The 23,575-nt window shown below is 52.2% G+C and carries 21 protein-coding genes, 1 pseudogene and 1 riboswitch; of the genes and pseudogenes, 10 read left to right on the forward strand and 12 right to left on the reverse strand.

Going from position 1 to position 23,575, the window contains the following annotated elements; translation table 11 throughout:
- Positions 1-66: 66 nt before the first annotated feature.
- Positions 67-1,632 (forward strand): EAL domain-containing protein, encoded by a 1,566-nt coding sequence (locus HV127_RS25090; RefSeq protein ID WP_182239553.1) that lies wholly within the window; start codon positions 67-69, stop codon positions 1,630-1,632.
- A 45-nt stretch (positions 1,633-1,677) separates the two neighbouring features.
- Here the strand turns inward: HV127_RS25090 and yoaE are convergent, their stop codons facing one another.
- Entirely contained in the window at positions 1,678-3,237 is a 1,560-nt protein-coding gene (gene yoaE, locus HV127_RS25095) for a CNNM family cation transport protein YoaE (RefSeq protein ID WP_182239555.1), read from the reverse strand.
- A gap of 446 nt (positions 3,238-3,683) precedes the next feature.
- Between yoaE and manX the strand changes: the two genes are divergently transcribed.
- The 5 genes from manX to mntP all read left to right on the forward strand — a co-directional run bounded on the left by manX (position 3,684) and on the right by mntP (position 7,877).
- Positions 3,684-4,652: a PTS mannose transporter subunit IIAB gene (gene manX, locus HV127_RS25100; RefSeq protein WP_182239557.1), complete on the forward strand. Its 969-nt coding sequence runs from the start codon at positions 3,684-3,686 to the stop codon at positions 4,650-4,652.
- Positions 4,653-4,712: 60 nt separating this feature from the next.
- Complete coding sequence (locus HV127_RS25105; protein WP_110274265.1) at positions 4,713-5,513, forward strand: PTS mannose/fructose/sorbose transporter subunit IIC; 801 nt, start codon at positions 4,713-4,715, stop codon at positions 5,511-5,513.
- A 12-nt stretch (positions 5,514-5,525) separates the two neighbouring features.
- Positions 5,526-6,377: a PTS mannose transporter subunit IID gene (locus HV127_RS25110; RefSeq protein WP_110274266.1), complete on the forward strand. Its 852-nt coding sequence runs from the start codon at positions 5,526-5,528 to the stop codon at positions 6,375-6,377.
- A 53-nt stretch (positions 6,378-6,430) separates the two neighbouring features.
- Positions 6,431-6,889 carry a DUF986 family protein gene (locus tag HV127_RS25115; protein ID WP_182239559.1) on the forward strand — a complete coding sequence of 153 codons (459 nt, stop codon included), beginning with the start codon at positions 6,431-6,433 and terminating at the stop codon, positions 6,887-6,889.
- Between the two features lie 198 nt (positions 6,890-7,087).
- A riboswitch (yybP-ykoY riboswitch) is annotated at positions 7,088-7,193 on the forward strand.
- Positions 7,194-7,310: 117 nt separating this feature from the next.
- Entirely contained in the window at positions 7,311-7,877 is a 567-nt protein-coding gene (mntP, locus tag HV127_RS25120) for a manganese efflux pump MntP (protein WP_110274268.1), read from the forward strand.
- Positions 7,878-7,880: 3 nt separating this feature from the next.
- Here the strand turns inward: mntP and rlmA are convergent, their stop codons facing one another.
- From rlmA to mgrB, 6 genes are all read right to left on the reverse strand, one after another.
- Positions 7,881-8,675: a 23S rRNA (guanine(745)-N(1))-methyltransferase gene (gene rlmA, locus HV127_RS25125; protein ID WP_182239561.1), complete on the reverse strand. Its 795-nt coding sequence runs from the start codon at positions 8,673-8,675 to the stop codon at positions 7,881-7,883.
- Positions 8,676-8,736: 61 nt separating this feature from the next.
- The gene (ftsI, locus tag HV127_RS25130; protein ID WP_182239563.1) at positions 8,737-10,482 is read right to left on the reverse strand and encodes a peptidoglycan glycosyltransferase FtsI; all 1,746 of its coding nucleotides are present in this window, start codon (positions 10,480-10,482) and stop codon (positions 8,737-8,739) included.
- Positions 10,483-10,673: 191 nt separating this feature from the next.
- Entirely contained in the window at positions 10,674-10,883 is a 210-nt protein-coding gene (gene cspE / locus HV127_RS25135; protein WP_001062678.1) for a transcription antiterminator/RNA stability regulator CspE, read from the reverse strand.
- 44 nt (positions 10,884-10,927) lie between these two features.
- Positions 10,928-11,044, reverse strand: coding sequence for a DUF2627 domain-containing protein (locus tag HV127_RS25140; RefSeq protein WP_071530300.1), 117 nt, complete (start codon positions 11,042-11,044; stop codon positions 10,928-10,930).
- Positions 11,045-11,666: 622 nt separating this feature from the next.
- Entirely contained in the window at positions 11,667-11,957 is a 291-nt protein-coding gene (locus HV127_RS25145) for a YebO family protein (RefSeq protein ID WP_182239565.1), read from the reverse strand.
- A gap of 74 nt (positions 11,958-12,031) precedes the next feature.
- The gene (mgrB, locus tag HV127_RS25150; protein WP_002911375.1) at positions 12,032-12,175 is read right to left on the reverse strand and encodes a PhoP/PhoQ regulator MgrB; all 144 of its coding nucleotides are present in this window, start codon (positions 12,173-12,175) and stop codon (positions 12,032-12,034) included.
- Between the two features lie 159 nt (positions 12,176-12,334).
- Between mgrB and HV127_RS25155 the strand changes: the two genes are divergently transcribed.
- On the forward strand, positions 12,335-12,574 hold the full coding sequence (locus HV127_RS25155) for a YobH family protein (RefSeq protein WP_182239567.1): 240 nt from the start codon (positions 12,335-12,337) through the stop codon (positions 12,572-12,574).
- A gap of 53 nt (positions 12,575-12,627) precedes the next feature.
- Here the strand turns inward: HV127_RS25155 and kdgR are convergent, their stop codons facing one another.
- Positions 12,628-13,419, reverse strand: a complete 792-nt coding sequence (gene kdgR, locus HV127_RS25160) for a DNA-binding transcriptional regulator KdgR (protein ID WP_110274273.1) — start codon at positions 13,417-13,419, stop codon at positions 12,628-12,630.
- 177 nt (positions 13,420-13,596) lie between these two features.
- On the opposite strand from kdgR, the gene HV127_RS25165 reads away from it, so the two are divergent.
- Positions 13,597-14,970, forward strand: coding sequence for an MFS transporter (locus tag HV127_RS25165; RefSeq protein ID WP_182239569.1), 1,374 nt, complete (start codon positions 13,597-13,599; stop codon positions 14,968-14,970).
- Between the two features lie 80 nt (positions 14,971-15,050).
- Here the strand turns inward: HV127_RS25165 and htpX are convergent, their stop codons facing one another.
- The 4 genes and pseudogenes from htpX to HV127_RS25185 all read right to left on the reverse strand — a co-directional run bounded on the left by htpX (position 15,051) and on the right by HV127_RS25185 (position 19,507).
- Positions 15,051-15,932 (reverse strand): protease HtpX, encoded by an 882-nt coding sequence (gene htpX / locus HV127_RS25170; protein ID WP_110274275.1) that lies wholly within the window; start codon positions 15,930-15,932, stop codon positions 15,051-15,053.
- 234 nt (positions 15,933-16,166) lie between these two features.
- Positions 16,167-18,215 (reverse strand): carboxy terminal-processing peptidase, encoded by a 2,049-nt coding sequence (gene prc / locus HV127_RS25175; protein ID WP_110274276.1) that lies wholly within the window; start codon positions 18,213-18,215, stop codon positions 16,167-16,169.
- 19 nt (positions 18,216-18,234) lie between these two features.
- Positions 18,235-18,912, reverse strand: coding sequence for an RNA chaperone ProQ (gene proQ / locus HV127_RS25180; protein ID WP_110274277.1), 678 nt, complete (start codon positions 18,910-18,912; stop codon positions 18,235-18,237).
- A gap of 81 nt (positions 18,913-18,993) precedes the next feature.
- Positions 18,994-19,507 (reverse strand): annotated as a pseudogene (locus HV127_RS25185) (GAF domain-containing protein).
- Positions 19,508-19,639: 132 nt separating this feature from the next.
- Here HV127_RS25185 and yebS point away from each other — a divergent pair.
- On the forward strand, positions 19,640-20,923 hold the full coding sequence (yebS, locus tag HV127_RS25190) for a membrane integrity lipid transport subunit YebS (protein WP_182239573.1): 1,284 nt from the start codon (positions 19,640-19,642) through the stop codon (positions 20,921-20,923).
- Entirely contained in the window at positions 20,892-23,525 is a 2,634-nt protein-coding gene (locus tag HV127_RS25195; RefSeq protein ID WP_182239575.1) for a PqiB family protein, read from the forward strand. The genes yebS and HV127_RS25195 overlap by 32 nt, the downstream gene beginning before the upstream one ends.
- Positions 23,526-23,575: the final 50 nt, after the last annotated feature.

The following is a 23,575-nucleotide window of genomic DNA, read 5'->3' on the forward strand; positions in this document are numbered from 1 at the left end:
CCACTACTCTTGCCCTATGGCGGCTGTTACTCTCATTGACACGTTCTAGCCGACAAGGCGTCGCGCATGCAGACTGCACAAAAAGTCATCACGACATACCGCAGGAAACGTATCCTGGTATGTTTGCTCGTGGCGCTATTAACGCTAACAACAACGTTAGTGATTCGATTTATTTCGCAGCGTAGTTTAAATCAGCAGCGTGTCCAGACGAGCACCAACAAAATGGTGGAGGCGATGGATAATATTTTGCGCCCCCTGGCCGCTCAGCACACTGCACTGCTTCATCTGGTGAACCAACCCTGTCAGGATGCCCACCTTGCGCTTCGCAAGCTGGCCTCATCGTTGCAAACAGTACGCTCCATTGCGCTGGTCCAGTCAAACCAGCTCTATTGCTCTAGTATTTTTGGTCAGCGCCATATTCCGGTACATCAACTACAGCCTGCATTACCGACAAATCATCCCCTGTTAGTCTTCAGCTACGACGCTTCGCTGCTTAAAGGAACCCCGGTACTTATTCAGTGGTATCCCGCCTCGCTTAGCGGTGCTGACGGCGTGCTGCTGCTCATCAATATTGAGCTGTTAGGTGGGTTAATTTTCAATGCAAAATCATCGTTAATTACCGGGATTGGCCTGCAGGTTGGCGAGAAAAGCTTTATCAGCGGTTCGGGTCTGGTAAGCCAGGAGATGTTGCCGGGAGAGCAGATTATCTACCGCCAGCGTTCCACAGAATTTCCTTTTACTATCAACGTCAGCGGTCCCGGAGCCTCGGCGGTCGCCCTTAGCGATCTTCCCAATGAATTGCCGCTGGCGCTGATCCTTAGCATGTTAATGACCGGCATCGCCTGGCTGGCGACGGCGGGACGAATGAGTTTCTCTCGCGAAATTAATCTCGGCATTACTGCGCACGAGTTCGAGCTTTGGTGCCAACCTTTACAAGACCTGCATACCCGAAAGTGCTGTGGAGTTGAGATACTGCTGCGATGGAATAATCCGCGACGAGGGGCTATTTCACCGGATGTTTTTATTCCCATTGCTGAAGGCTATAACCTGATTATCCCCCTCACCCGCTATGTGATTTCACAAACCGCACATAAATTAGCGCTGTTTCCTCAGGACAAACATTTTCACATCGGGATTAACGTCGCCGCCCGCCACTTCGCCAATGGCGAACTGCTGCGCGACCTGCACCATTACTGGTTTAGCGCGCATCCGGTACAACAATTGGTTGTCGAACTCACTGAACGTGACGTACTACAGGATGGCGATCACCATATGGCTGAACACCTGCATTTCAAGGGGGTACAGCTAGCGATTGATGATTTTGGCACTGGCAATAGTTCCCTTTCGTGGCTGGAAAAACTGCGTCCTGATGTGTTGAAAATTGATAAATCTTTCACCAGCGCTATTGGTATCGATAGCGTCAACGCCACGGTGACCGATATGATCATCGCCCTTGCACGTCGGCTAAAAATTGTCACGATTGCTGAGGGAGTCGAGACCCGGGAGCAGGAGGAATACCTGCGCAGAAATGGCGTGGATTTATTGCAGGGTTTTTATTATGCCCGCCCGATGCCAATAGACGACTTTCCACAGTGGCTGGCATCTGAAAAACACAAAGGGGTATTTACGTAGGGAATACCCTGCCGGCTTCATGATAAAGCCGACAGGGTTCAACCATTACTCTTCTTCGTCGTTATCCTGGCGTACTTTCACGACCCGCACCAGGTCGACACGGTAGTCGTTGGCTTCGACAATCGTGAACTGCAAAGGCGGTAAATCAAGCACATCACCCGCACGAGGGATATGACCATTAACCGCAATCACCAGCCCGGCAACCGTTGCGATATCTTCATCTTCATCAACCAGATGATCCAGCCCCAGCGCCTGCTGCAACGCATGCACGTCGGTTGAGCCTTTCACCAGCCAGCCATCAGCATCAATGACTATTTCCGGGGTTTCGTCAGCGTCCGGGAATTCACCGGCAATCGCCTCCAGCACGTCCAGCGGCGTGACCAGCCCCTGCACCACGCCAAACTCGTTGGTCACGATAACAAAGCTGCCACGAGCACGGCGCAGCACGCCCAACAGGTTGATCGGATCCAAAGTTTCCGGAACCACGATCGCCGGAGAAGCCGAGGCCAGCGCAGCAACGTTATCCCCCGCTTCCAGCGCCACCAGCATCTCTTTCGCACGGACGATACCGATGATTTCATCCAGCTCGCCCCGGCATACCGGGAACAAGCTATGCGGTGAAGACAGAAGCTGGCGACGAATTTCCTCTTCGCTCTGCTCGGCGTTCACCCAGCTAATTTCCCCGCGCGGCGTCATGATGCTGCGCAATGAACGCTGGGCAAGGGTTAGGACGCCGTTAATCATATAGCGTTCTTCTTCAGCAAAGGCGCCTTCCGGTATCGGCACCACGGATGGGTTATCGCTATCGTGCGCCACGACGCTCTGTTTACGACCGCCCATCAGACGCAGGATCGCATCGGCGGTTCGTGCACGCAGCGGCAGCATCGACTGGTGGCGGATAAAGTTACGGCGCGCCACCTGGTTGAAGAATTCGATAGTTATCGAGAAACCAATTGCGGCGTACAGGTACCCCTTCGGTATATGGAAACCAAAACCTTCAGCCACCAGGCTCAGGCCGATCATCAGCAGGAAGCTCAGACAGAGCACGACGACCGTCGGATGCTGGTTGACGAAGCGGGTCAACGGCTTCGAAGCCAATAGCATCACCGCCATCGCAATCACTACCGCCGCCATCATCACCGGCAGATGGTTAACCATCCCGACAGCCGTAATGACGGCATCCAGCGAGAACACGGCGTCAAGCACGACGATTTGCAGTACCACCACCCAAAAACTGGCGTATCCCTTACCATGACCGGAATCATGCTGGCGGTTTTCCAGCCGTTCGTGCAGTTCGGTGGTCGCCTTAAACAGCAAGAATATCCCCCCGAGCAGCATGATGAGGTCGCGCCCGGAAAACGCGTAATCGGCAACGCTGAAAAGCGGTTTGGTTAACGTCACCATCCAGGAGATGACCGACAGCAGGCCCAGACGCATAAACAGCGCCAGAGAGAGGCCGATCAAACGCGCTTTATCGCGCTGTTTTGGCGGCAGCTTGTCAGCAAGGATGGCAATAAACACCAGGTTGTCGATACCCAACACGATTTCGAGGACGACCAGCGTCAGCAAGCCAACCCAAATAGAGGGATCCATTAAGAATTCCATGAGCAGCTCCAGTTAACGACAGACATAGTCATCGCTGTGTCATGCACAGACGAGACACTTGTTGCTGGTAAAAAAACGTAGCAGATGATGGCGGCAGACGAGTGCCTGAAGGTGAAAAGACGTCGGTGACGATCCATATAGCGGGCTATGCCCTATACTCCTGAGTAATTAAACGGAACGTAAACATATCAAAATATAGAGCCAGATTGGAAAAAATTTACCTGTCTTTGCAATAGCTAAGACTATTTTTTGCGCTGCAAAATAATCCCAAACTTATACATCATTAGCGGAGCTTCATCACATTAATTATTTTTTCACTGTCTAAAATAATTCGCTGTAGTAATTACTTTATATCTTACACCCTTACTGAATCGATTTTGTTCGCAAGAGTGATTCAGTATGTATCACAACAGATGATGCATTCACGATTATAAAGGAGGTAGCAAGTGACGATTGCTATTGTAATAGGCACACATGGTTGGGCTGCAGAACAGCTGTTGAAAACGGCAGAAATGCTGCTGGGCGAGCAGGAAAACGTTGGCTGGATCGATTTCGTTCCTGGCGAAAACGCAGAAACGTTGATTGAGAAGTACAACGCTCAGCTAGCGAAGCTGGATACAGCAAAAGGCGTGTTATTTCTCGTCGATACATGGGGAGGCAGCCCGTTTAACGCAGCTAGCCGCATTGTCGTCGATAAAGAACATTATGAAGTCATCGCGGGTGTCAACATCCCGATGCTGGTGGAAACACTGATGGCGCGCGACGATAACCCGTCGTTCGATGAACTGGTCGCGCTGGCGGTGGAAACCGGCCGTGAAGGCGTGAAAGCACTGAAAGCGAAGCTGGTGGAAAAGGCCGCCCCGGCACCGGTTCAGGCAGCAGCACCGAAAGCGGCAGCCCCATTGAAACCAATGGGGCCGGAAGATTATATGGTCATCGGGCTGGCACGCATCGATGACCGTCTGATCCATGGTCAGGTCGCTACCCGCTGGACCAAAGAAACTAACGTTACTCGCATTATCGTCGTCAGCGACGAAGTGGCGGCAGACACCGTGCGTAAAACGCTGCTAACTCAGGTTGCTCCTCCGGGCGTTACCGCCCACGTTGTAGACGTCGCGAAGATGATTCGTGTCTATAACAACCCGAAATACGCAGGCGAGCGCATCATGCTGCTGTTTACTAACCCAACTGACGTTGAGCGCGTTGTTGAAGGTGGGGTGAACATCACCACTGTCAACATCGGCGGTATGGCTTTCCGTCAGGGCAAAACGCAGGTGAACAACGCTATTTCGGTCGATGAGAAAGATATTGAAGCGTTTAAGAAACTGGACGCACGCGGTATCGAACTGGAAGCCCGTAAAGTTTCCACCGACCAGAAACTGAAAATGATGGATCTGATCGCCAAGGTGAAATAAGTCACCCCGCGATTCGCAACCCAATTTTCAACTTAAGACTTAATCAACAGGAGAAGTACAATGGAGATTACCCTTCTTCAGATTGTGCTGGTGTTCATCGTCGCGTGTATTGCGGGTATGGAGTCGGTACTTGATGAATTTCAGTTCCACCGTCCGCTGGTGGCCTGTACGCTGATTGGCGCCGTTCTCGGTGATATGAAAACCGGTATCATCATCGGTGGTACCCTGGAAATGATCGCTTTGGGCTGGATGAACATCGGTGCCGCCGTTGCGCCTGATGCCGCTTTAGCGTCAATCATCTCAACCGTTCTTGTTATCGCAGGTCACCAGAGCATTGGCGCTGGTATCGCGCTGGCTATCCCACTGGCAGCAGCAGGCCAGGTTCTGACCATTATCGTTCGTACCATCACCGTTGCTTTCCAGCACGCTGCGGATAAAGCAGCAGAGAGCGGAAACCTGACGGCCATTTCCTGGCTTCACGTTTCGTCTCTGTTCCTGCAGGCCATGCGTATCGCTATCCCGGCGGTTATCGTGGCGATCTCCGTCGGCACTAGCGAAGTACAGGGTCTGCTGAACGCCATTCCTGAAGTGGTAACCGGCGGTCTGAACATCGCAGGTGGCATGATCGTGGTAGTCGGTTACGCGATGGTCATCAACATGATGCGCGCAGGCTACCTGATGCCGTTCTTCTACCTGGGCTTCGTTACCGCTGCATTCACCGATTTCAACCTGGTTGCTCTGGGCGTGATTGGTACAGTAATGGCTGTCCTCTACATCCAGCTGAGCCCGAAATATAACCGCGTAGCGGGTGCGCCAGCGCAGGCTGCTGGTAATAACGATCTCGATAACGAACTGGACTAACAGGTGAGCGAAATGGTTGATATGACTAAAAATACCACCGAGAAAAAACTCACTCAGAGTGATATTCGTGGCGTGTTCATTCGTTCTAACCTGTTCCAGGGTTCATGGAACTTCGAACGTATGCAGGCGCTGGGCTTCTGCTTCTCTATGGTACCGGCAATTCGTCGCCTGTATCCTGAGAACAACGATGCGCGTAAACAGGCGATTAAACGTCACCTTGAGTTCTTTAACACCCACCCATACGTTGCCGCGCCGGTTCTCGGCGTAACGCTGGCGATGGAAGAGCAGCGTGCTAACGGCGCAGAAATCGACGATGGTGCCATCAACGGTATCAAAGTCGGTCTGATGGGTCCGCTGGCAGGCGTAGGCGACCCAATTTTCTGGGGTACCGTTCGTCCGGTATTCGCTGCGCTGGGTGCAGGTATCGCGATGAGCGGCAGCCTGCTTGGCCCTCTGCTGTTCTTTATCCTGTTTAACGCAGTACGTCTGCTGACCCGTTACTACGGCGTAGCGTACGGTTATCGTAAAGGTATCGACATCGTTAAAGATATGGGCGGCGGCTTCCTGCAGAAACTGACAGAGGGGGCGTCAATCCTCGGCCTGTTTGTTATGGGGGCGCTGGTTAACAAGTGGACGCACGTGAACATCCCGCTGGTGGTTTCTACCATCACTGGTCAGGATGGTCAGACTCGCGTCACTACCGTGCAGACCATCCTTGACCAGCTGATGCCGGGCCTGGTGCCGCTGCTGCTGACCTTCGCTTGTATGTGGCTGCTGCGTAAAAAAGTAAACGCCCTGTGGATCATCGTTGGCTTCTTCGTCATCGGTATCGCGGGCTACGCTGTCGGCCTGCTGGGCCTGTAATTATTGTGCTGTGCGCCGGGGGCTTGCCCCCGGCTTTTTTATTTGGAGGATGGATGACAATCACGGACCTGGTGTTAATCCTGTTTATTCTCGTTCTGCTCGCCTTTGCGGTTTACGACCAGTTCATTATGCCGCGTCGTAACGGCCCAAGTCTGCTGGCTATCCCCCTGCTCCGCCGCAGTCGTGTTGATGGTATTATCTTCGTCGGCCTTATCGGGATACTGATTTACAACAATATGGCCAACCAGGGCGAACTTATCACCACCTGGTTATTATCTGCCCTGGCATTAATGGGGCTATATCTGTTCTGGATCCGCACTCCGAAGATCATCTTCAAAAAGAGTGGTTTTTTCTTCGCCAATATCTGGATTGAATATAAGCGAATTAAAGAGATGAATTTATCGGAAGATGGCGTGCTGGTGATGCAATTAGAGCAACGCCGTTTACTTATTCGTGTGCGCAATATCGACGACCTGGAGAAAATATACAAACTTCTCGTTTCAACTCAATGAGTTAAAAATATAGCTCACGCTATATCTCACTATTTCCCAACGGATGATGTATAGCCAGTGCTATATTTCATCCGTCTAATATCCTCATATTTATTAACGAGTCATTCACGCCTAAATTAAAATGAAAATCGTTATCATTTAGTTATCAAAATAACCTAACTCTGTTATTGTTTTATATTCTAAAATTATGTTAAGGTTGCGCCCGTCGTTGGGGAGTAGCCGATTTCCTGTCAGTCAGGAAATGTACGTGTCAACATACTCGTTGCAAAACGTGGCACGTACGGGTTGAAGAAAGTATTCAATCAGGCGAGACCATAGACACATCACTGCTGTACGCAGCGCTTCATCATCAGGATGAGCTGCGTATGCTTACTGGGGGTAGCGATGTGTCATATGGATTATCCCCGGTCAGGACGCTCTAATGAATATTTCCGCTACCATTCTTCTTGCCTTCGGCATGTCCATGGACGCCTTCGCGGCTTCTATCGGTAAGGGCGCGACCCTCCATAAACCCAAATTTTCCGAAGCCCTACGCACGGGTCTCATCTTTGGCGCTATCGAAACGCTCACCCCGCTCGTCGGTTGGGGAATGGGGATGCTGGCCAGCCAGTTTGTTCTTGAATGGAATCACTGGATTGCCTTCATACTGCTGGTGTTTCTCGGCGGTCGTATGGTTATCGAAGGATTTCGCGGCAGCGACGACGAAGAGTGTGAAGCTCCCCGCCGTCACGGTTTCTGGCTGCTTGTCACCACCGCTTTCGCCACCAGTCTTGATGCCATGGCTGTCGGCGTTGGTCTGGCGTTCTTGCAGGTCAATATTATCGCCACCGCGCTGGCCATCGGCTGTGCCACGTTGATGATGTCGACGCTGGGCATTATGGTAGGACGCTTTATCGGCCCGCTGCTGGGCAAACGGGCCGAAATACTGGGTGGTATCGTTCTGATTGGCATTGGCGCCCAAATACTCTGGAGCCATTTTGCCGGCTAGCCATCAGGCATCGCGCTGCCAGCAGTGAATAGCAAAATCGGTCTGGCAGCCAAATAGTTCCTGCTGACGTAAGGTTTCTCGAACTGCCGGTTTTGCCCGCCACGCAAACGGCGTCATCTGTAGTAACGCTTCTGCCTCACTTCCATTTAGCTGCATCGGATAGGCCAACTGCTGCTGGTGGCATAACGTGAATCCCGTCATCTCTTCCGTGTTCTGCTCATGCAGGCGCACGTCGTCGTAAATTAATCCTTTGAGTTCCAATAAATGACGCGGGCCAGGCGTCGCGGTGATCACCCAGCCGCCGGGCCTGACAACACGCGCCAGTTCTTGCGCATTACACGGGGCATAAATTCGCACGACCGCATCAAGGCTGGCATCGTCAAACGGCAAGCGCTGGCTGGATGCGACGCAAAAATTGACTTGCGGATAACGTTTAGCCGCGGCGCGAATAGCGGATTTAGAAACATCCAGCCCCCAGCTATGGGAGGCAATGGCAGCAAAAGCATGAGTGTAATACCCTTCCCCACAGCCGATATCCAGTAAATCAATCGGAGCGAAGGTTTGCAGATAAGCGCTAATAGCATCTCGCAGAGGTTGATAATGACCCGCATCGAGAAACGCCCGACGGGCCTGCATCATCTCCGCGCTGTCGCCAGGATCGCGAGACCGCTTAAACTGCACCGGCAGCAAATTAACGTAGCCCTCCTTCGCCAGATCGAACTGATGCCGCTGTGGGCAAATATAGCTATTGTCGCGGCGCTCAAGCGGCGCGTGGCAAAGTGGGCAACTGTAAGACATGACAACTCCGGTGTCGCTGAAAGGGCGAAAGTGTAGCGCTATTCGCCCTTTCAGACCACTGTTACAGCGCGGGGGACAAGGCCTCGCCGTTGTGCATTACGATGAGGTTTTCTGAATCCTGCGGCATTCCATCCGGCATAACGTTCTCCAGACGCAGCACATCGCCCATGATCTGACTGAATACCGGCGCAGAAACCGCTCCGCCGTAATACGACCCGTTGCTGGGGTCGTTCATCACCACCACCAGCGCAAATTTCGGGTTGCTGGCCGGCGCAACGCCAGCGGTATAGGCAACGTACTTATCAATGTATTTACCATCCGGACCGATTTTTTTAGCGGTGCCGGTTTTCACCGCCACCCGATAGTCGCGCACCGCCGCTTTAGTCCCGCCGCCGCCCGGTAAGGCCACGCTCTCCATCATGTGCTCAACTTCATGTACGATTTGCTCCGGCATCACGCGAGTGCCAATGACCGGCGGGTCGATGCGCGTGATCGACAGCGGCCGCTCGATGCCATAGCCGCCAATTGTGGCATAAACATGTGCTAACTGAAGCGGCGTCACCATCAGACCATAACCGAAGGCGAAAGTCGCCCGATCCAGTTGCCCCCAATAGCGACGCTGCGGCATCAGCCCCGCGCTCTCGCCGGTCAACCCCAATCCGGTAGAGTCGCCAAAACCGAATGCCTTATAGGTATCAATAAGATGCTGGACCGGCATCGCCAGCGACAAATGCGAAACCCCAGTATCGCTGGATTTTTGCAGGATGCCGGTGAGGGTCAATTCCGGATAGTAACCCACGTCGCGAATGCGGTGACCATCCAGCACAAAGGGGTGGGTATCCACCACGCTATCTGGTTGTACGATACCTTGTTGAAGCGCAGTCATCAGCACCAGAGGTTTGACCGTTGAACCGGGCTCAAAGGTGTCGCTGATCGCACGGTTGCGGAAGTCATCCAGCTTCGCATCATCGCGATTATTAGGGTTGAAATCCGGATAGCTGGCCATCGACAGAATTTCTCCGGTGTCGATTTTAATCAACACTGCCGCTCCCGACTCCGCTTTATTCCAGCGCACGGCATTGTCCAGCGCATCTTCAGTCACCGTTTGCAGCCGCTCGTCAATGCTCAACTGCAAATTGTGGGCAGGAACCGCCGCCATTTCGGTAATGTTTTCAATAACGTTGCCATGACGGTCTTTACGTACCAGCCGACGCCCCGGCTTACCGGTTAGCTGGGCATTAAAACTTTTCTCAACCCCTTCAATACCCTGGTTGTCGATATTGGTAAAACCAAGCAGGTTAGCGGCGACGTGACCAGCCGGATAGAAGCGGCGCGATTCATCGCGCAGATTAATGCCCGGTAGATGAAGTTTATCGATCCATTCCGCCTGCTCCGGGTTTATCTGGCGTGCCAGATAGAGAAACCGCGCATGAGGATGCGCTTCAACACGGTGGGCCAGGTCGTTGAGATTGAGGTGTAAAGCCTCGGCCATGGCCTGCCAGCACGGACCGTATCCCACCCCACCCTTTTCGATGGTCGTTTGCGGATCGACCCAAATCGCGCTTACCGGTACACTAACCGCCAGCGGGCGGCCTTCGCGATCGCTAATCATCCCACGTTGAACGTCAACAGGCTCCTCGCGCAAGGAGCGCATATCTTCTTGTTTAACCAGATTGTCTGGGGAGACAATTTGTAGCCAGCCCACTCGAGCCAATAGCAGCCCAAGACAACTGAGAATCGCCACGCACAGCAACCCAAAACGGATCGGGGTAAAATTGGCGGCTGACTTAATTTTGTTCTTTTGCACCTTAGCTCCATCATTATTTTGCAACCCTCTGATTTAACAGAAAATAGGCAAAAAAGACTGCTAAACAATGCGAATAAGGGTGTTGTTTTGCAACAAAGCACAACGGAGGGGGGAAAATAGAAACGTTTTGCAATAGAGACTAAAAAGCCCCGCACAGGCGAGGCTTTCTTACAAGATTCAGTGGTCTTGAATCAGATAGCAGTTACGTTAACTGCTGCTGGACCTTTCTGGCCGTCCTGAATTTCGAACTCAACGTTCTGGCCTTCAGCCAGAGTTTTGAAGCCGTTACCCTGGATTGCAGAGAAGTGTACGAACACATCTTTGCTGCCATCAGCAGGAGTAATGAAACCAAAACCTTTAGACTCGTTGAACCACTTAACTTGACCTTTAATCTTTGCCATTTGCAAAATTCCTTAGACTGTTTTCTTTCTTCGCCCTTAGGCGCTTACATAGATAAAACTGACACATAACTGCATGAGGCACTAATATAAGGTTCGGCAGAGAAGCGGTATTCAACGACAACGTGTTTACTCAGGACTTCTTTACTGAAAATGCCACACATAAACAGAACTGTACCTCGTTTAACCCGAACGGTGTTATCACATACAACGTAAATAATGGCAAGCCATTTTTAGACGGGTCTCGATCCCTCGCACAGATTATAAGATAATCATTTGATCATCTGCACATTTATGCGTCTTAGCTCCCACAGACGAATCCTTCACTGTCATGCAGTTCTAGTAATAACAGATCCCCCATAACTGCTGCTTTTTCAACATAGCTCAACGACTTCAGAGTGTTGTCGTCGGTTCGCATACGAACTGCCAATTTTAGGGGTATACAAAGAAAACTGCATAATGATGCACATAAAAGTTCATATCGATAGTTGAAAATTCGCGTTAACTATGCGCATTCCATAATAATGAAACGCGTTAATTGAAGTGCTCAAAATATTGTCTACATTGCACGATAATAATGAAGTATTGATGACATGATGTTTGTTCTACAATTGACCCACATCATAATTCTTTTATTTGCGTGTCTAAACAAATCACAGAAGCATGCGGAGGAAATCATATCTTAACAGTTCAGACTGGCGCTGAAAGCGGGTAAATAGATAAGGATTAGTTATAGTCAGCTGATATGCAGGCGCACACCGCAGCGGTGCACACCTGTCAGTCGGATTACCGTTCTGCGACAAGGCGGATGAAGTCGTCGTCGCCTTTTCCCTTCTCGATTGCAGAAGGCTCGGCAACGTCCTCTTTCTCAGGCTCATTGGCTTCACACAGACGGCGGAGCAGCGCATTCTGCCGCTTTTGCTGATCCAGCAAGGCTTGCAGCAGAGCAATCTGCTCATTGGCGCGCGAGCTGGCGCGATTAACAAAAAACCACAACGACAGGCCGACAAGCAACAGCACAACCGACAATGCTACTGACGCCAGATTTACGATCCCAGGATTTAATAACTCACTCATTTCACCACCTCAAAGAGAAGGCGTTCATTCTACCACCCACGCAGCAGAAGAAAATCGGTCATATTAAAAATGTCTTACCAGGGTATAAACTTGTTGATAGTGCAGATGCCGCTGAAGAACTGTACATCCTGATCGCACATTACGTTAAGCATCTGAGTCCATAGCAGTAAACAACCCGCTATGATAACTATCAGCAAAACCCACCGTAATTTTTTCACTCCACTCTCCGCATCAGTATCAGATGTCGCCAGGATAACATGACCTTCTTAAACCGCGGCTAACTGTAATACGAAAGGCAAGTTTAGGAATCATAGACTTGTATCAACTCGTGTTCATGTCAGAATTAACGCAAGGATAATACAAATATTGAGGCAACAATGCGATTGATCATACGTACCATTGTGGTGCTGGCTATCTTGTGGATCGGCGTATTATTAAGCGGTTACGGCGTATTAATGAGCAGCAGTGAGAATGCCGGAGGACTAGGATTGCAATGTAAATATCTTACGGCTCGCGGCATCAGCACCGCACAATATGTTCATTCCAGTAGCGGTATTATCGGCATTACCGATTGCCCTATTCTGCGAAAAAGCGTCACGGTTGTTGATAACGGCTAGTTATGATTCGGGCTACAATGTCAGTAGCCCGAATTCACAACAATGAAGACCTGTCAGAACGGATAATCGTTGTAACCCATCTGCTCAGAAATCTTACGTGCTGCCGTGTGCAGCATCTCAACATACTCGTTCAAACGCTCTTCAGAAAAACGCAGCGTCGGAAAAGAGATACTCAGGCCAGCAATAACCACGCCAAAGCGGTCGAAAACCGGCACGCCAATACAGCGCAACCCTTCTTCCTGCTCTTCGTTATCTTCGCCATAACCCTGTTCACGGACCTTATCCAGAACCGATAACAACTCTTCAGTACTGGTGATGGTGCGGTCAGTGCTGCGCTTGTACTCTACGCCTTCGAGAATCTGCTCAACTTCTGCGCGATCGCGCCACGCCAGCAGAACTTTACCGATAGCGGTACTGTACAGCGGGTTGCGGCGACCAATGCGCGAATACATGCGCAAGTTGTACATTGAGTCGATTTTATGGATGTAGACAATACTGTCTTCGTCCAGAGCACCCAGGTGGACCGTCTCTTTCGTCAGGCGAGAAAGCTCGCGCATCTGAATATCCGCACTACGTACCAGATCAACATTCTGCAATGCCCGCGCGCCCAGTTCGAACAGCTTCAGGGTCAGGGAATATTTCTCAGACTCGCCTTCTTGTGCCACATATCCCAACGATTTCATGGTCTGCAAAAAGCGATAAACGGTGCTTTTTGACATCATGACGCGCTGGGACAGTTCGGTAATGCCGATTTCACGCTCTTCGCCAAGCGCCTGCAAAATGCCAAAAACCTTCAACACCGAAGAGACAGAATCTGGCTGTTTATCCAAATCTGCAACTGCCATTTATCACCTCATCGCAACTGTTTTATAAAAACTAGAACCGGTTTTTATTATAAATTCGCATGCCGATACCCGCAATCGTTCTTCTGCCTATTCGTTACAAATCTGCGACATGCCGCTGAATAATCAATGCTAAAATTATTGTCCAGTAAATAGTTTTCACTAAGACATAGATTTCACATGGATAAAAACACTCCCGATGGGCTGCCATTACCGCAGCGTTACGGCGCAATTCTGACCATTGTATTAGGTTTGACGATGGCGGTACTGGATGGTGCTATCGCCAACGTGGCGCTGCCGACAATCGCCAGCGATTTAAATGCTTCTCCGGCATCGTCTATTTGGATAGTTAATGCCTATCAAATTGCCATCGTTATCGCGTTACTACCGCTCTCTTTTCTCGGCGATATGGTCGGCTACCGACGCATTTATAAGATTGGACTGGTAGTATTTACCTTCACCTCGCTCGCCTGCGCGCTCTCCAGTAGTCTGGAAATGTTGACTCTGGCACGCGTCGCGCAGGGTCTTGGCGGTGCGGCGCTGATGAGCGTCAATACCGCACTGATACGCCTGATTTACCCTCAGCGGTTTCTCGGTCGCGGAATGGGGATCAACTCTTTTGTCGTGGCGGTATCATCCGCAGCAGGGCCGACAATTGCCGCAGCGATTCTCTCCGTTGCCTCCTGGCAATGGTTATTCCTGATTAACATCCCGCTGGGCATCATTTCACTGGTCCTCGCAATGCGCTATCTGCCTGTCAACGCCGGGCGGAGTAAAATTACCCGATTCGATCTGCCCAGCGCAATTATGAATGCGCTGACTTTTGGTCTGCTGATTACTGCCCTCGGCGGCTTTGCCCAGGGCCAGTCGACACAGCTGGTTCTGGCTGAGGTCGTGGCAATGCTGGTCGTTGGATTCTTTTTTGTTCGTCGTCAACTCCAGATGCCGGTCCCCTTGCTACCCGTTGATCTGCTGCGCATTCCGCTGTTTTCGCTTTCGATTTGTACCTCTATCTGCTCCTTCTGTGCCCAGATGCTGGCGATGGTTTCGCTGCCGTTCTTCCTGCAATCCGTGATGGGGCGCAGTGAGGTTGAAACCGGTCTGCTCCTGACGCCGTGGCCGCTGGCCACGATGGTGATGGCACCGCTGGCAGGGTATTTGATTGAGAGAGTCCATGCCGGCCTGTTGGGCGCAATTGGCCTGATTGTGATGGCCTGTGGTCTGTTCGGCCTCGCTTTACTGCCTTCTTCCCCTTCGGACCTTGATATCATCTGGCGAATGGCGCTCTGTGGCGCAGGTTTTGGTCTGTTCCAGTCACCAAACAACCATACGATTGTATCGTCAGCCCCTGCCCATCGCAGCGGCGGCGCGAGTGGGATGTTAGGTACTGCACGCCTGCTGGGGCAGAGCACCGGCGCGGCGCTGGTCGCATTGCTGTTTAACCTGCTGGGGAATAGCGGAACCCACACCGCACTTCTGCTGGCCGGCACGCTTGCCGTTGTCGCTGCCGCCGTCAGCGGCCTTCGCGTCACGCAGCCGCGCGCCAGACTGTAAGCCGCAACCAAAATCAGGCATAAAAAAATCCGCAGCCCGAAGGTTGCGGATTTTTTATTTTTATTACTGAAAACAGATAATTACTTCAGATATTCCCCGCTACGCAGGGCTTCAATACGTTTATCCAGCGGCGGGTGCGTCATAAACAGCTCGCTCATGGATTTTGCTTTGCCGTTGATACAGAAAGCCATCATGCTGCTGGCTTCCTGCGGCTCATAGCTGGTTTTCAAACGTTGCAGGGCAGCAATCATTTTCTCACGCCCAACCAGTTTTGCCGAACCGGCATCCGCATGGAACTCACGATAACGAGAGAACCACATGGTAATGATGCTGGCCAGAATACCAAATACCAGTTCCAGTACGGTTGCAACGGCAAAGTAGATCAATGGGTTGCCGTTGCTGTTCTCCCCCTCATCGCGGTTGCCGCCGAGGAAACCGGCTGCAATCTGTGCGATAACGCGGGAGATGAAAATAACGAAGGTGTTCACAACCCCCTGAATCAGCGTCATGGTGACCATATCACCATTGGCGATGTGGCTGATCTCGTGGGCAATAACAGCTTCCGCTTCATCACGGCTCATGTTTTGCAGCAGCCCGGTGCTGACGGCAACCAGCGAAGCATCTCGACGTGCACCCGTTGCAAAAGCGTTAATATCCGGCGCATGGTAGATAGCCACCTGCGGCATTCCAATACCGGCCTGCCGCGCCTGCTGTGCGACGGTGTTGACTAGCCAGCGTTCCGTTTCATTACGCGGTTGCTCAATGACTTCCCCACCCACTGATTTCAGCGCCATCCATTTCGACATCAACAGCGAAATGATAGAACCACCAAAACCAAACAACAGCGCCATGATCAGCAGCCCGGTCATACTGCTTGACTGAATTCCCGTCAGGCTTAGCACGAGCCCGAATACCACCATCACTGCCAGGTTGGTCAGCAGGAAAAGCGCGATTCGCATCATAATTTTCTTTTAACCTCGATTTAACAAAACGCACTATGCGATTACCCACATGGTGTGGGTAGAACGCCAATTTTCAACCATCATACCCCGCTAAGTCACGAAAAAAACACAACTTTACATTTTGTAGCACCTTGCTGACGCTCATCAAAAACGTTGACATTTTGTTGGATTCAGGCAAAAGCTGGCGGGCGGCAGAAATGAAAACGGGCACAATAACTTGTGCCCGTTGGGTGCTTATTTGCTAGCTGGCGGTTCCACCGCTGGCCTGTCTTTTTCCAGATGGGCCAGGTCGAGCGCGATATGAACCGTTTCATCGAGATACGGGTCCGGCTCCTGGTAATCCTTCGGCAGATCTTCCAGTTTCTTCAGCAGAGGTTTACCTTCGCGTTTCAGGCGATCGTTCACACGAGACAGGCGAATCGCATCATCTTCCTCATTCTCTTTCTCACGCTGCGCGTAGTTCAGGGAAACGATGTTGCGTTTGTCTTTCATCGCGTTGTAACGGGCAATATCCTTCATGATGTACTGGAATTCCGGATCTTTAACGATACGCTCATCGTGACGTTTCAGAATTTCCGCTTCAAATGGCGTCAAATCACCATATTTCACGAAGGTCGCGGCGTTAACGCTATCCCACGGCAGCGCGTTATCTTCATACTGCTCGCCGGTTTCACGCTCTTCGGTACCGGTCGGCATCATGATTTCCGGCGTGACACCTTTACGCTGAGTACTACCGCCGTTAATACGATAGAACTTCTGGATGGTGTACTGCACGGAACCCAGCGCTGGCCAGTCCGGACGCAGCATCTGATCGTAAATGCGGTTCAGCGAACGATACTGCTGGACGGTGCCTTTACCGAAGGTCGGTTCACCAACAATCAGTGCACGACCGTAATCCTGCATGGCGGCAGCGAAAATTTCAGACGCCGAGGCGCTGAAACGATCGACCAGCACTACCAGCGGGCCTTTGTAATACACCACGCCATCGGTATCGCTGTCTTCACGTACCTTGCCGTTGTTATCACGTACCTGAACAACCGGGCCGGATGGGATAAACAGGCCAGAAAGCGAAACAGCTTCGGTTAACGCCCCGCCACCGTTAGTACGCAGGTCTATAATAATGCTGCTGACGTTCTGTTTTTCCAGTTTCTGCAGCTGTACCTTAACGTCATCCGTCAGGCCAACATAGAAGCCAGGAATATCCAGCACGCCGATTTTTTCTTTGCCGACGGTTTTCACTGACATTTTAACCGCGCGGTCTTCAAGACGAATACGCTCGCGGGTCAGAGTAACAATGCGCGTTTTTGCACCTTTGCCAGCAGGTAGAACTTCCAGGCGAACTTTGCTGCCCTTCGGCCCTTTAATCAGCGCCACCACGTCATCAAGACGCCAGCCAATCACATCGACCATGCCTTTACCCGGCTGACCAACGCCAACAATGCGGTCGCCGACGCTGATAGCTTTGCTCTTCGCCGCAGGACCACCCGCGACCAGTGAATTAATCACCGTATAGTCGTCATCCATCTGCAATACCGCGCCAATACCTTCCAGAGACAGACTCATTTCGGTATTAAACTGTTCGGTATTTCGCGGGGAGAGGTAGTTGGTATGCGGGTCGATCTCGCGCGCAAAGGAGGTCATCGCCAGCGAGAAAACGTCTTCGCTGTTAGTTTGTGCCAGACGACGAATCGCAAATTTGTAGCGACGCGTTAAGGTCTCGCGGATCTCTTTGTCATCTTTACCCGTCAGCTTCAGGCTGAGCTGGTCAAATTTCACCTTGGCATCCCACAGCGCGTTCAGCTCGGCCTCATCTTTCGGCCAGGGGGATTTGCTGCGATCAAGGTTGAAGTTGTCATTGCCGGTAAAGTCCATCGGACGTTCAAGCACTTTCAACGCGTATTGATAGCGTTCGAAACGACGTTTCTGCGCCAGGTTATACAGGTCGTAAAAAACGTCCAGTTTCCCACTGCGCAGCTCATCGCCAATTTGATTCTTTTTACTAGCAAACTGCGCCACGTCGCTGGCCAGTAGCACGTTGTGGCTATAGTCCAGCAGATTCAGATAGCGGTCGAAAATTTTTGCCGAAAAGGCGTTGTCGAGATCAAACTGACGGTAATGAGAGCGGGTAAAGCGCGATGTCACGCGCTCGCTCACCGTCGCGTGCTGCGGCTCTTCTTTCAGCACGGGGATTTGATCAATCCGGGTAATATCGTCCACAGCAAAGGCCTGGCCAGCTATTGCTAGCAGGCCCGCAAGCGCGGTGAGCTTAAAGAATTTGTTCATGCCTGGCCCGGCCTCCGTTTCAGAACACCAGGTGTTCTGCGCGTACAATCATTGACATACCAGAAGTCAGCTGTACACGAACGCCATCTTTGGTGATTTCCAGGACGGTGGCGTCCATTGCATTATTGCCCGCTTTCACCTTCAGTGCCTGGCCAACGCTCAGTACAGACACATCCGATACCGGGGTATGACGCTCTTCACGCGGCGCTTTGGCAACGGCTGCCGGACGCGGTTTACGCTGCTCAGTGCCTTCTTTACGACGCACCTGAGGACGCGGCTTACGCTCGCGACGAACCTCCCCTTCCGGCTGACCCGCAGCGGCAGCGGCTTCGCGTTTCTTCGCTTGCTGGGCTGCACGCTGTACCTGAACGCGCGCTTTTGCTTCTTCAAGCTGCTGGCGGGCATGAGTGACGTGCTGTTCTTCCAGTTCACCGCACGGGTTACCGTCGAGGTCAACGCGGATAGCGCCAGGCTTAACGCCATACAAATAACGCCAGCTCGAAGTATAAAGACGTAGAGCGGCTCGAAGTTGGGTTTTACTGAGATTCATCTCTCCACCAACACGCTCAACAAGATCCTGAAAAATACCAATTTTCAGGGGGCGCGCTTCGCCTTCAGCGCTGAAACACTGAGGGAAACGTTCGGCCAGAAACGCGATTACTTCTTTACTGCTATTCAACTTAGGTTGATTTTCCATGAAATTTCCTGATTACAACGGACGTAGCCAACAAGCCGCAGGCATGAACAGGCGTCATTATAATGACGTCATCGCTAAATGCTACGTTATCCGTTGATTATCCTGCGACGTGGGTGAATATTTTTTGATAATCAGTCGCAGCAATGAGTTTTTCCAAATGCACGACCAGCTCAGTCAACCCTTTCTCATCTTCAATAGTGAAGCGAGAGTATGCCGTACTGTCGATGTCCAGAACGCCGATAACCTGATCGTTCACCCGCAATGGAAAGACGATTTCCGAATTGCTGGCGGCATCACAGGCAATGTGTCCGTCAAACGCGTGGACATCTTCCACTCGCTGCAGGCGATTCTCTGCAACAGCAGTACCACATACGCCACGTCCAACCGGAATACGCACGCAGGCCAGCTTGCCCTGGAACGGGCCAAGGACCAGCGTATCGCCTTCCAGCAAATAGAAGCCAGCCCAATTCACTTCAGCCAGGCGCTCAAATAGCAACGCGCTGGTATTAGAGATCATGGCCAGAAAACTGGTTTCGCCTGCCATTAACGCCTGAAAATCGCGATTCAGATCCGCGTAGAATTCTTGTTTGTTCATTTTATAATCACTTAGTTGTCTTACTACCTTACACTTACAGCCTACTAAAATAAGCTTTAAATGCATTCATGCTCAAGATGAATTCATTCCTGGGTTAAGATAGAGAGATACATTCATTTCCGTACGCTATCAATGCCACTAAAAACACCCCGGATTACGCCAGCGAAAAAAATGATCGTACATTCGGTCAGCGCCCCTATTGCGCACGCCCACTATCAACGCTGCCCGCAGTGCGACCTGCTATTCCGCTTACCGGTCCTCAAAAAGAGCCAAAGTGCCTGGTGCCCTCGCTGCAACGCTAAAGTGCGCGATGGTCGCGATTGGTCTCTTACCCGCCTGGGGAGTATGGCTATTACCATGCTGCTACTGATGCCTTTTGCCTGGACTGAACCGCTTCTGCGTTTGCACCTGTTGGGCGTGCGTATCGACGCGAACGTCCTCCAGGGGATCTGGCAAATGACCGGTCAGGGCGATCCATTGACCGCGGCAATGGTGTTATTTTGCGCCGTTGGCGCGCCGACCCTGCTGGTGATCTCTATCGCCTATCTGTGGCTCGGCAACGTGCTGGGGATGAATCTGCGACCGGTTCTGCTGATGCTGGAGCGACTCAAAGAGTGGGTGATGCTGGATATTTACCTGGTCGGCATCGGCGTTGCCTCTATTAAGGTTCAGGATTATGCATTCCTGCAACCCGGCATTGGGTTGATTGCGTTTATCGCGCTCACCCTGCTCAGCATCCTGACGCTTATCCATTTGAACGTTGAGGAGCTATGGGAGCGTTTTTATCCCGAGCGCCCGGCGCTGAGGCCGGATAACAATTTACAGGTTTGCCTGGGCTGCCACTATACCGGACACCGCGATTCACGCGGGCGCTGCCGCCGCTGCCACACCCCCCTGCGCCACCGACGCCGTCAAAGTTTGCAAAAAAGCTGGGCGGCGCTGATTGCGTCGATGATTTTTTTGATTCCCGCGAATCTGTTGCCGATATCAATTATTTACGTCAACGGCGCGCGTCAGGATGACACCATCCTTTCTGGCATTATGTCGCTGGCCAATAGCAACGTTGCCATTGCCGGGGTGGTTTTCATCGCCAGTATTCTGGTTCCATTCACCAAAGTTATTGTGTTATTTACGCTGCTGGTCAGCATACAATTCAAGTGTGAACAGGGGCTACGTACCCGCATCCTGTTACTGCGGCTGATTACCTGGATTGGCCGCTGGTCTATGTTGGATCTTTTTGTCATCGCATTAACCATGTCGCTGATCAACCGCGATCAGCTCCTCGCGTTTACGATGGGGCCCGCCGCGGTCTATTTTGGCGCCGCGGTAATATTAACTATCCTTGCTGTTGAATGGCTGGACAGCCGCTTACTTTGGGACGCACATGAGTCAGGAAACGCCCGCTTCGCCGACTGAGGCCAAAATTAAAACCAAACGCCGCATCTCGCCATTCTGGCTGCTGCCGGTCATTGCGCTGATGATTGCCAGCTGGCTGATCTGGACCAGCTATCAGGATCGCGGTACGACGATTACCATCGATTTCCAGTCGGCCAATGGTATCGTGCCGGGGCGCACGCCTATCCGCTATCAAGGGGTAGAAGTCGGCACCGTAGAAAATATCTCGCTAAGCAAAGACCTGAGTAAGATAGAGGTTTCAGCCAGCGTCAAAGGCGATATGAAAGATGCGCTGCGCAAGGATACGCAGTTCTGGCTGGTGACGCCGAAGGCTTCTCTGGCCGGCGTTTCCGGCCTTGATGCGCTGGTTGGTGGTAACTATATCGGCATGATGCCCGGCCAGGGTGACCCCGAGGATCACTTTGTCGCCCTCGATACTCAGCCGAAATACCACATTAATAATGGTGAGCTGATGATTCACCTCCAGTCAGCGGATTTAGGCTCGTTAACCAGCGGCTCATTGGTCTATTTCCGTAAGATTCCGGTCGGCCGGGTTTATGACTTCGCGCTTAATCCGAACAATCAGGGCGTCACTATCGATGTACTGATCGAGCGGCGATTCACTAATCTGGTCAAAAAAGAGAGCCGCTTCTGGAATGTTTCCGGCATGAAAGCGGACGTCAGCTTAAGCGGAGCAAAAGTCCAGCTCGATAGCCTCTCGGCGCTGGTGAACGGTGCAATTGCCTTTGACTCCCCTGATAATTCGCCAGAAGCTCAGCAAAACACCGATTATCACCTGTATGAAGATCTGGCCCACAGCCAGCGCGGCGTGGTGGTGAAGCTGGAGCTTCCCGACGGTGCCGGCTTAAAAGCGGGCTCCACGCCGCTGATGTATCAGGGCCTGGAGGTTGGTCAGCTCAGCAAGTTGAATCTCAACCCCGATGGCAAAGTGACTGGCGAAATGACCGTCGACCCAAGCGTCGTCAGCCTGCTGCGCGAGAAAACGCTGATCCAGATGAAGAAACCCAGGATTTCTCTGGATAATCCCAGCGTCAGCGCCCTGCTGACCGGTACAACCTTTGAACTGGTGCCCGGAGAAGGCGAACCGCGCAACCAGTTTGCGGTGCTGCCTGCCGATAAATCGCTGCTCGAAGAACCGGATGTCGCCACGGTGACGCTGAGTGCACCGGAAAGCTACGGTGTCGATGCCGGACAGCCGCTGATCCTGCACGGCGTCCAGATTGGCCAGGTCCTGGAGCGCAAGCTGAATGCCGATGGCGTCACCTTCCAGGTGGCGGTCATGCCCGAGTACCGTTCACTGGTTCATGGCGATAGCAAATTCGTGGTCAATAGTCGTATCGATGTCAAAGTCGGCCTCGATGGCGTGCAGTTCCTCGGGGCCAGCGCCAGCGAGTGGGTCAACGGCGGGATCCGCATTATTCCAGGCGAAAAGGGGGCGATGCAAAGCCGCTACCCACTTTACGCTAACCTGGAAAAAGCGTTGGAAAACAGCATGAGCGACTTGCCAACCACTACGCTCAGCCTCTCCGCCGAGACGCTGCCGGACGTACAAGCCGGTTCCGTGGTGTTGTATCGTAAATTTGCGGTGGGTGAAATCATCACCGTTCAGCCGCGCAAAAACGCCTTTGAGATCAACATCCACATCAAACCGGAATATCGCCATTTGCTAACCAGCAACAGCGTGTTCTGGGCCGAGGGAGGTGCGAAAGTACAGCTTAACGGCAGCGGTTTGACGGTCCAGGCCTCTCCGCTTTCCCGGGCGCTGAAAGGCGCAATCAGCTTCGATAACCTGAGTGGGGCCAGCGCCAGCGCACGTATCGACAACAAACGCGTGCTGTATGCGTCCGAAACCACCGCCCGCGCGGTGGGTGGTCAGATAACCCTACATGCGTTTGATGCCGGGAAAATGGCCGAAGGGATGCCAATTCGCTATCTGGGTATCGACATTGGTCAGATTCAGTCACTGAATTTGATTACCGCCAATAACGAAGTGCAGGCAAAAGCGGTGTTGTATCCGGAATACGTCAATACGTTCGCCCGTGCCGGGACGCGTTTCTCGGTGATCACGCCGCAGATTTCCGCAGCCGGCGTCGAACACCTGGATACCCTCTTCCAGGCCTACATCAACGTGGAACCGGGCCGTGGCTCGCCGCGTCGTGATTTCGAAATTCAGGAAACCACGATTAGCGATTCTCGTTATATCGATGGCCTGAGCATTATCGTCGAAGTGCCGGAGGCCGGTTCACTGGGTATTGGTACGCCGGTGCTGTTCCGCGGGCTCGAAGTGGGTACGGTAACTGGTCTGATGCTCGGCTCAATGTCAGACCGCGTGATGGTGCAGCTGCGCATCAGTAAACGTTATCAATATCTGGTGCGTAATAACTCCGTGTTCTGGCTGGCTTCCGGCTATAGCCTCGATTTTGGCCTGATTGGCGGCCTGGTGAAAACCGGTACCTTTAATCAGTTCATTCGCGGCGGTATCGCCTTTGCCACGCCGCCGGGCACGCCGCTGGCGCCAAAAGCGCAGGATGGTAAACATTTCCTGCTGCTGGAAAGCGAACCGAAAGAGTGGCGTGAATGGGGCACTGCCCTGCCGCGTTAAGCGTAAAAACGCTCCGGTGTCCGACGCCGGAGCGTTTATGGTAAACTGCG

This window comes from Klebsiella sp. RHBSTW-00215 (assembly GCF_014103785.1).
In the GTDB taxonomy this organism is placed as follows: Bacteria; Pseudomonadota; Gammaproteobacteria; order Enterobacterales; family Enterobacteriaceae; genus Klebsiella.

What these genes read in the sequence shown, in the direction of transcription:
- HV127_RS25090 (WP_182239553.1), top strand. Translation starts at nt 67, where the DNA reads ATGCAGACTGCACAAAAAGTCATCACGACATACCGCAGGAAACGTATC.
- yoaE (WP_182239555.1), bottom strand. Translation starts at nt 3,237, where the DNA reads ATGGAATTCTTAATGGATCCCTCTATTTGGGTTGGCTTGCTGACGCTG.
- HV127_RS25105 (WP_110274265.1), top strand. Translation starts at nt 4,713, where the DNA reads ATGGAGATTACCCTTCTTCAGATTGTGCTGGTGTTCATCGTCGCGTGT.
- HV127_RS25110 (WP_110274266.1), top strand. Translation starts at nt 5,526, where the DNA reads ATGGTTGATATGACTAAAAATACCACCGAGAAAAAACTCACTCAGAGT.
- HV127_RS25115 (WP_182239559.1), top strand. Translation starts at nt 6,431, where the DNA reads ATGACAATCACGGACCTGGTGTTAATCCTGTTTATTCTCGTTCTGCTC.
- mntP (WP_110274268.1), top strand. Translation starts at nt 7,311, where the DNA reads ATGAATATTTCCGCTACCATTCTTCTTGCCTTCGGCATGTCCATGGAC.
- rlmA (WP_182239561.1), bottom strand. Translation starts at nt 8,675, where the DNA reads ATGTCTTACAGTTGCCCACTTTGCCACGCGCCGCTTGAGCGCCGCGAC.
- cspE (WP_001062678.1), bottom strand. Translation starts at nt 10,883, where the DNA reads ATGGCAAAGATTAAAGGTCAAGTTAAGTGGTTCAACGAGTCTAAAGGT.
- HV127_RS25140 (WP_071530300.1), bottom strand. Translation starts at nt 11,044, where the DNA reads ATGTGTGGCATTTTCAGTAAAGAAGTCCTGAGTAAACACGTTGTCGTT.
- HV127_RS25145 (WP_182239565.1), bottom strand. Translation starts at nt 11,957, where the DNA reads ATGAGTGAGTTATTAAATCCTGGGATCGTAAATCTGGCGTCAGTAGCA.
- HV127_RS25155 (WP_182239567.1), top strand. Translation starts at nt 12,335, where the DNA reads ATGCGATTGATCATACGTACCATTGTGGTGCTGGCTATCTTGTGGATC.
- kdgR (WP_110274273.1), bottom strand. Translation starts at nt 13,419, where the DNA reads ATGGCAGTTGCAGATTTGGATAAACAGCCAGATTCTGTCTCTTCGGTG.
- HV127_RS25165 (WP_182239569.1), top strand. Translation starts at nt 13,597, where the DNA reads ATGGATAAAAACACTCCCGATGGGCTGCCATTACCGCAGCGTTACGGC.
- htpX (WP_110274275.1), bottom strand. Translation starts at nt 15,932, where the DNA reads ATGATGCGAATCGCGCTTTTCCTGCTGACCAACCTGGCAGTGATGGTG.
- prc (WP_110274276.1), bottom strand. Translation starts at nt 18,215, where the DNA reads ATGAACAAATTCTTTAAGCTCACCGCGCTTGCGGGCCTGCTAGCAATA.
- proQ (WP_110274277.1), bottom strand. Translation starts at nt 18,912, where the DNA reads ATGGAAAATCAACCTAAGTTGAATAGCAGTAAAGAAGTAATCGCGTTT.
- yebS (WP_182239573.1), top strand. Translation starts at nt 19,640, where the DNA reads ATGCCACTAAAAACACCCCGGATTACGCCAGCGAAAAAAATGATCGTA.
- HV127_RS25195 (WP_182239575.1), top strand. Translation starts at nt 20,892, where the DNA reads ATGAGTCAGGAAACGCCCGCTTCGCCGACTGAGGCCAAAATTAAAACC.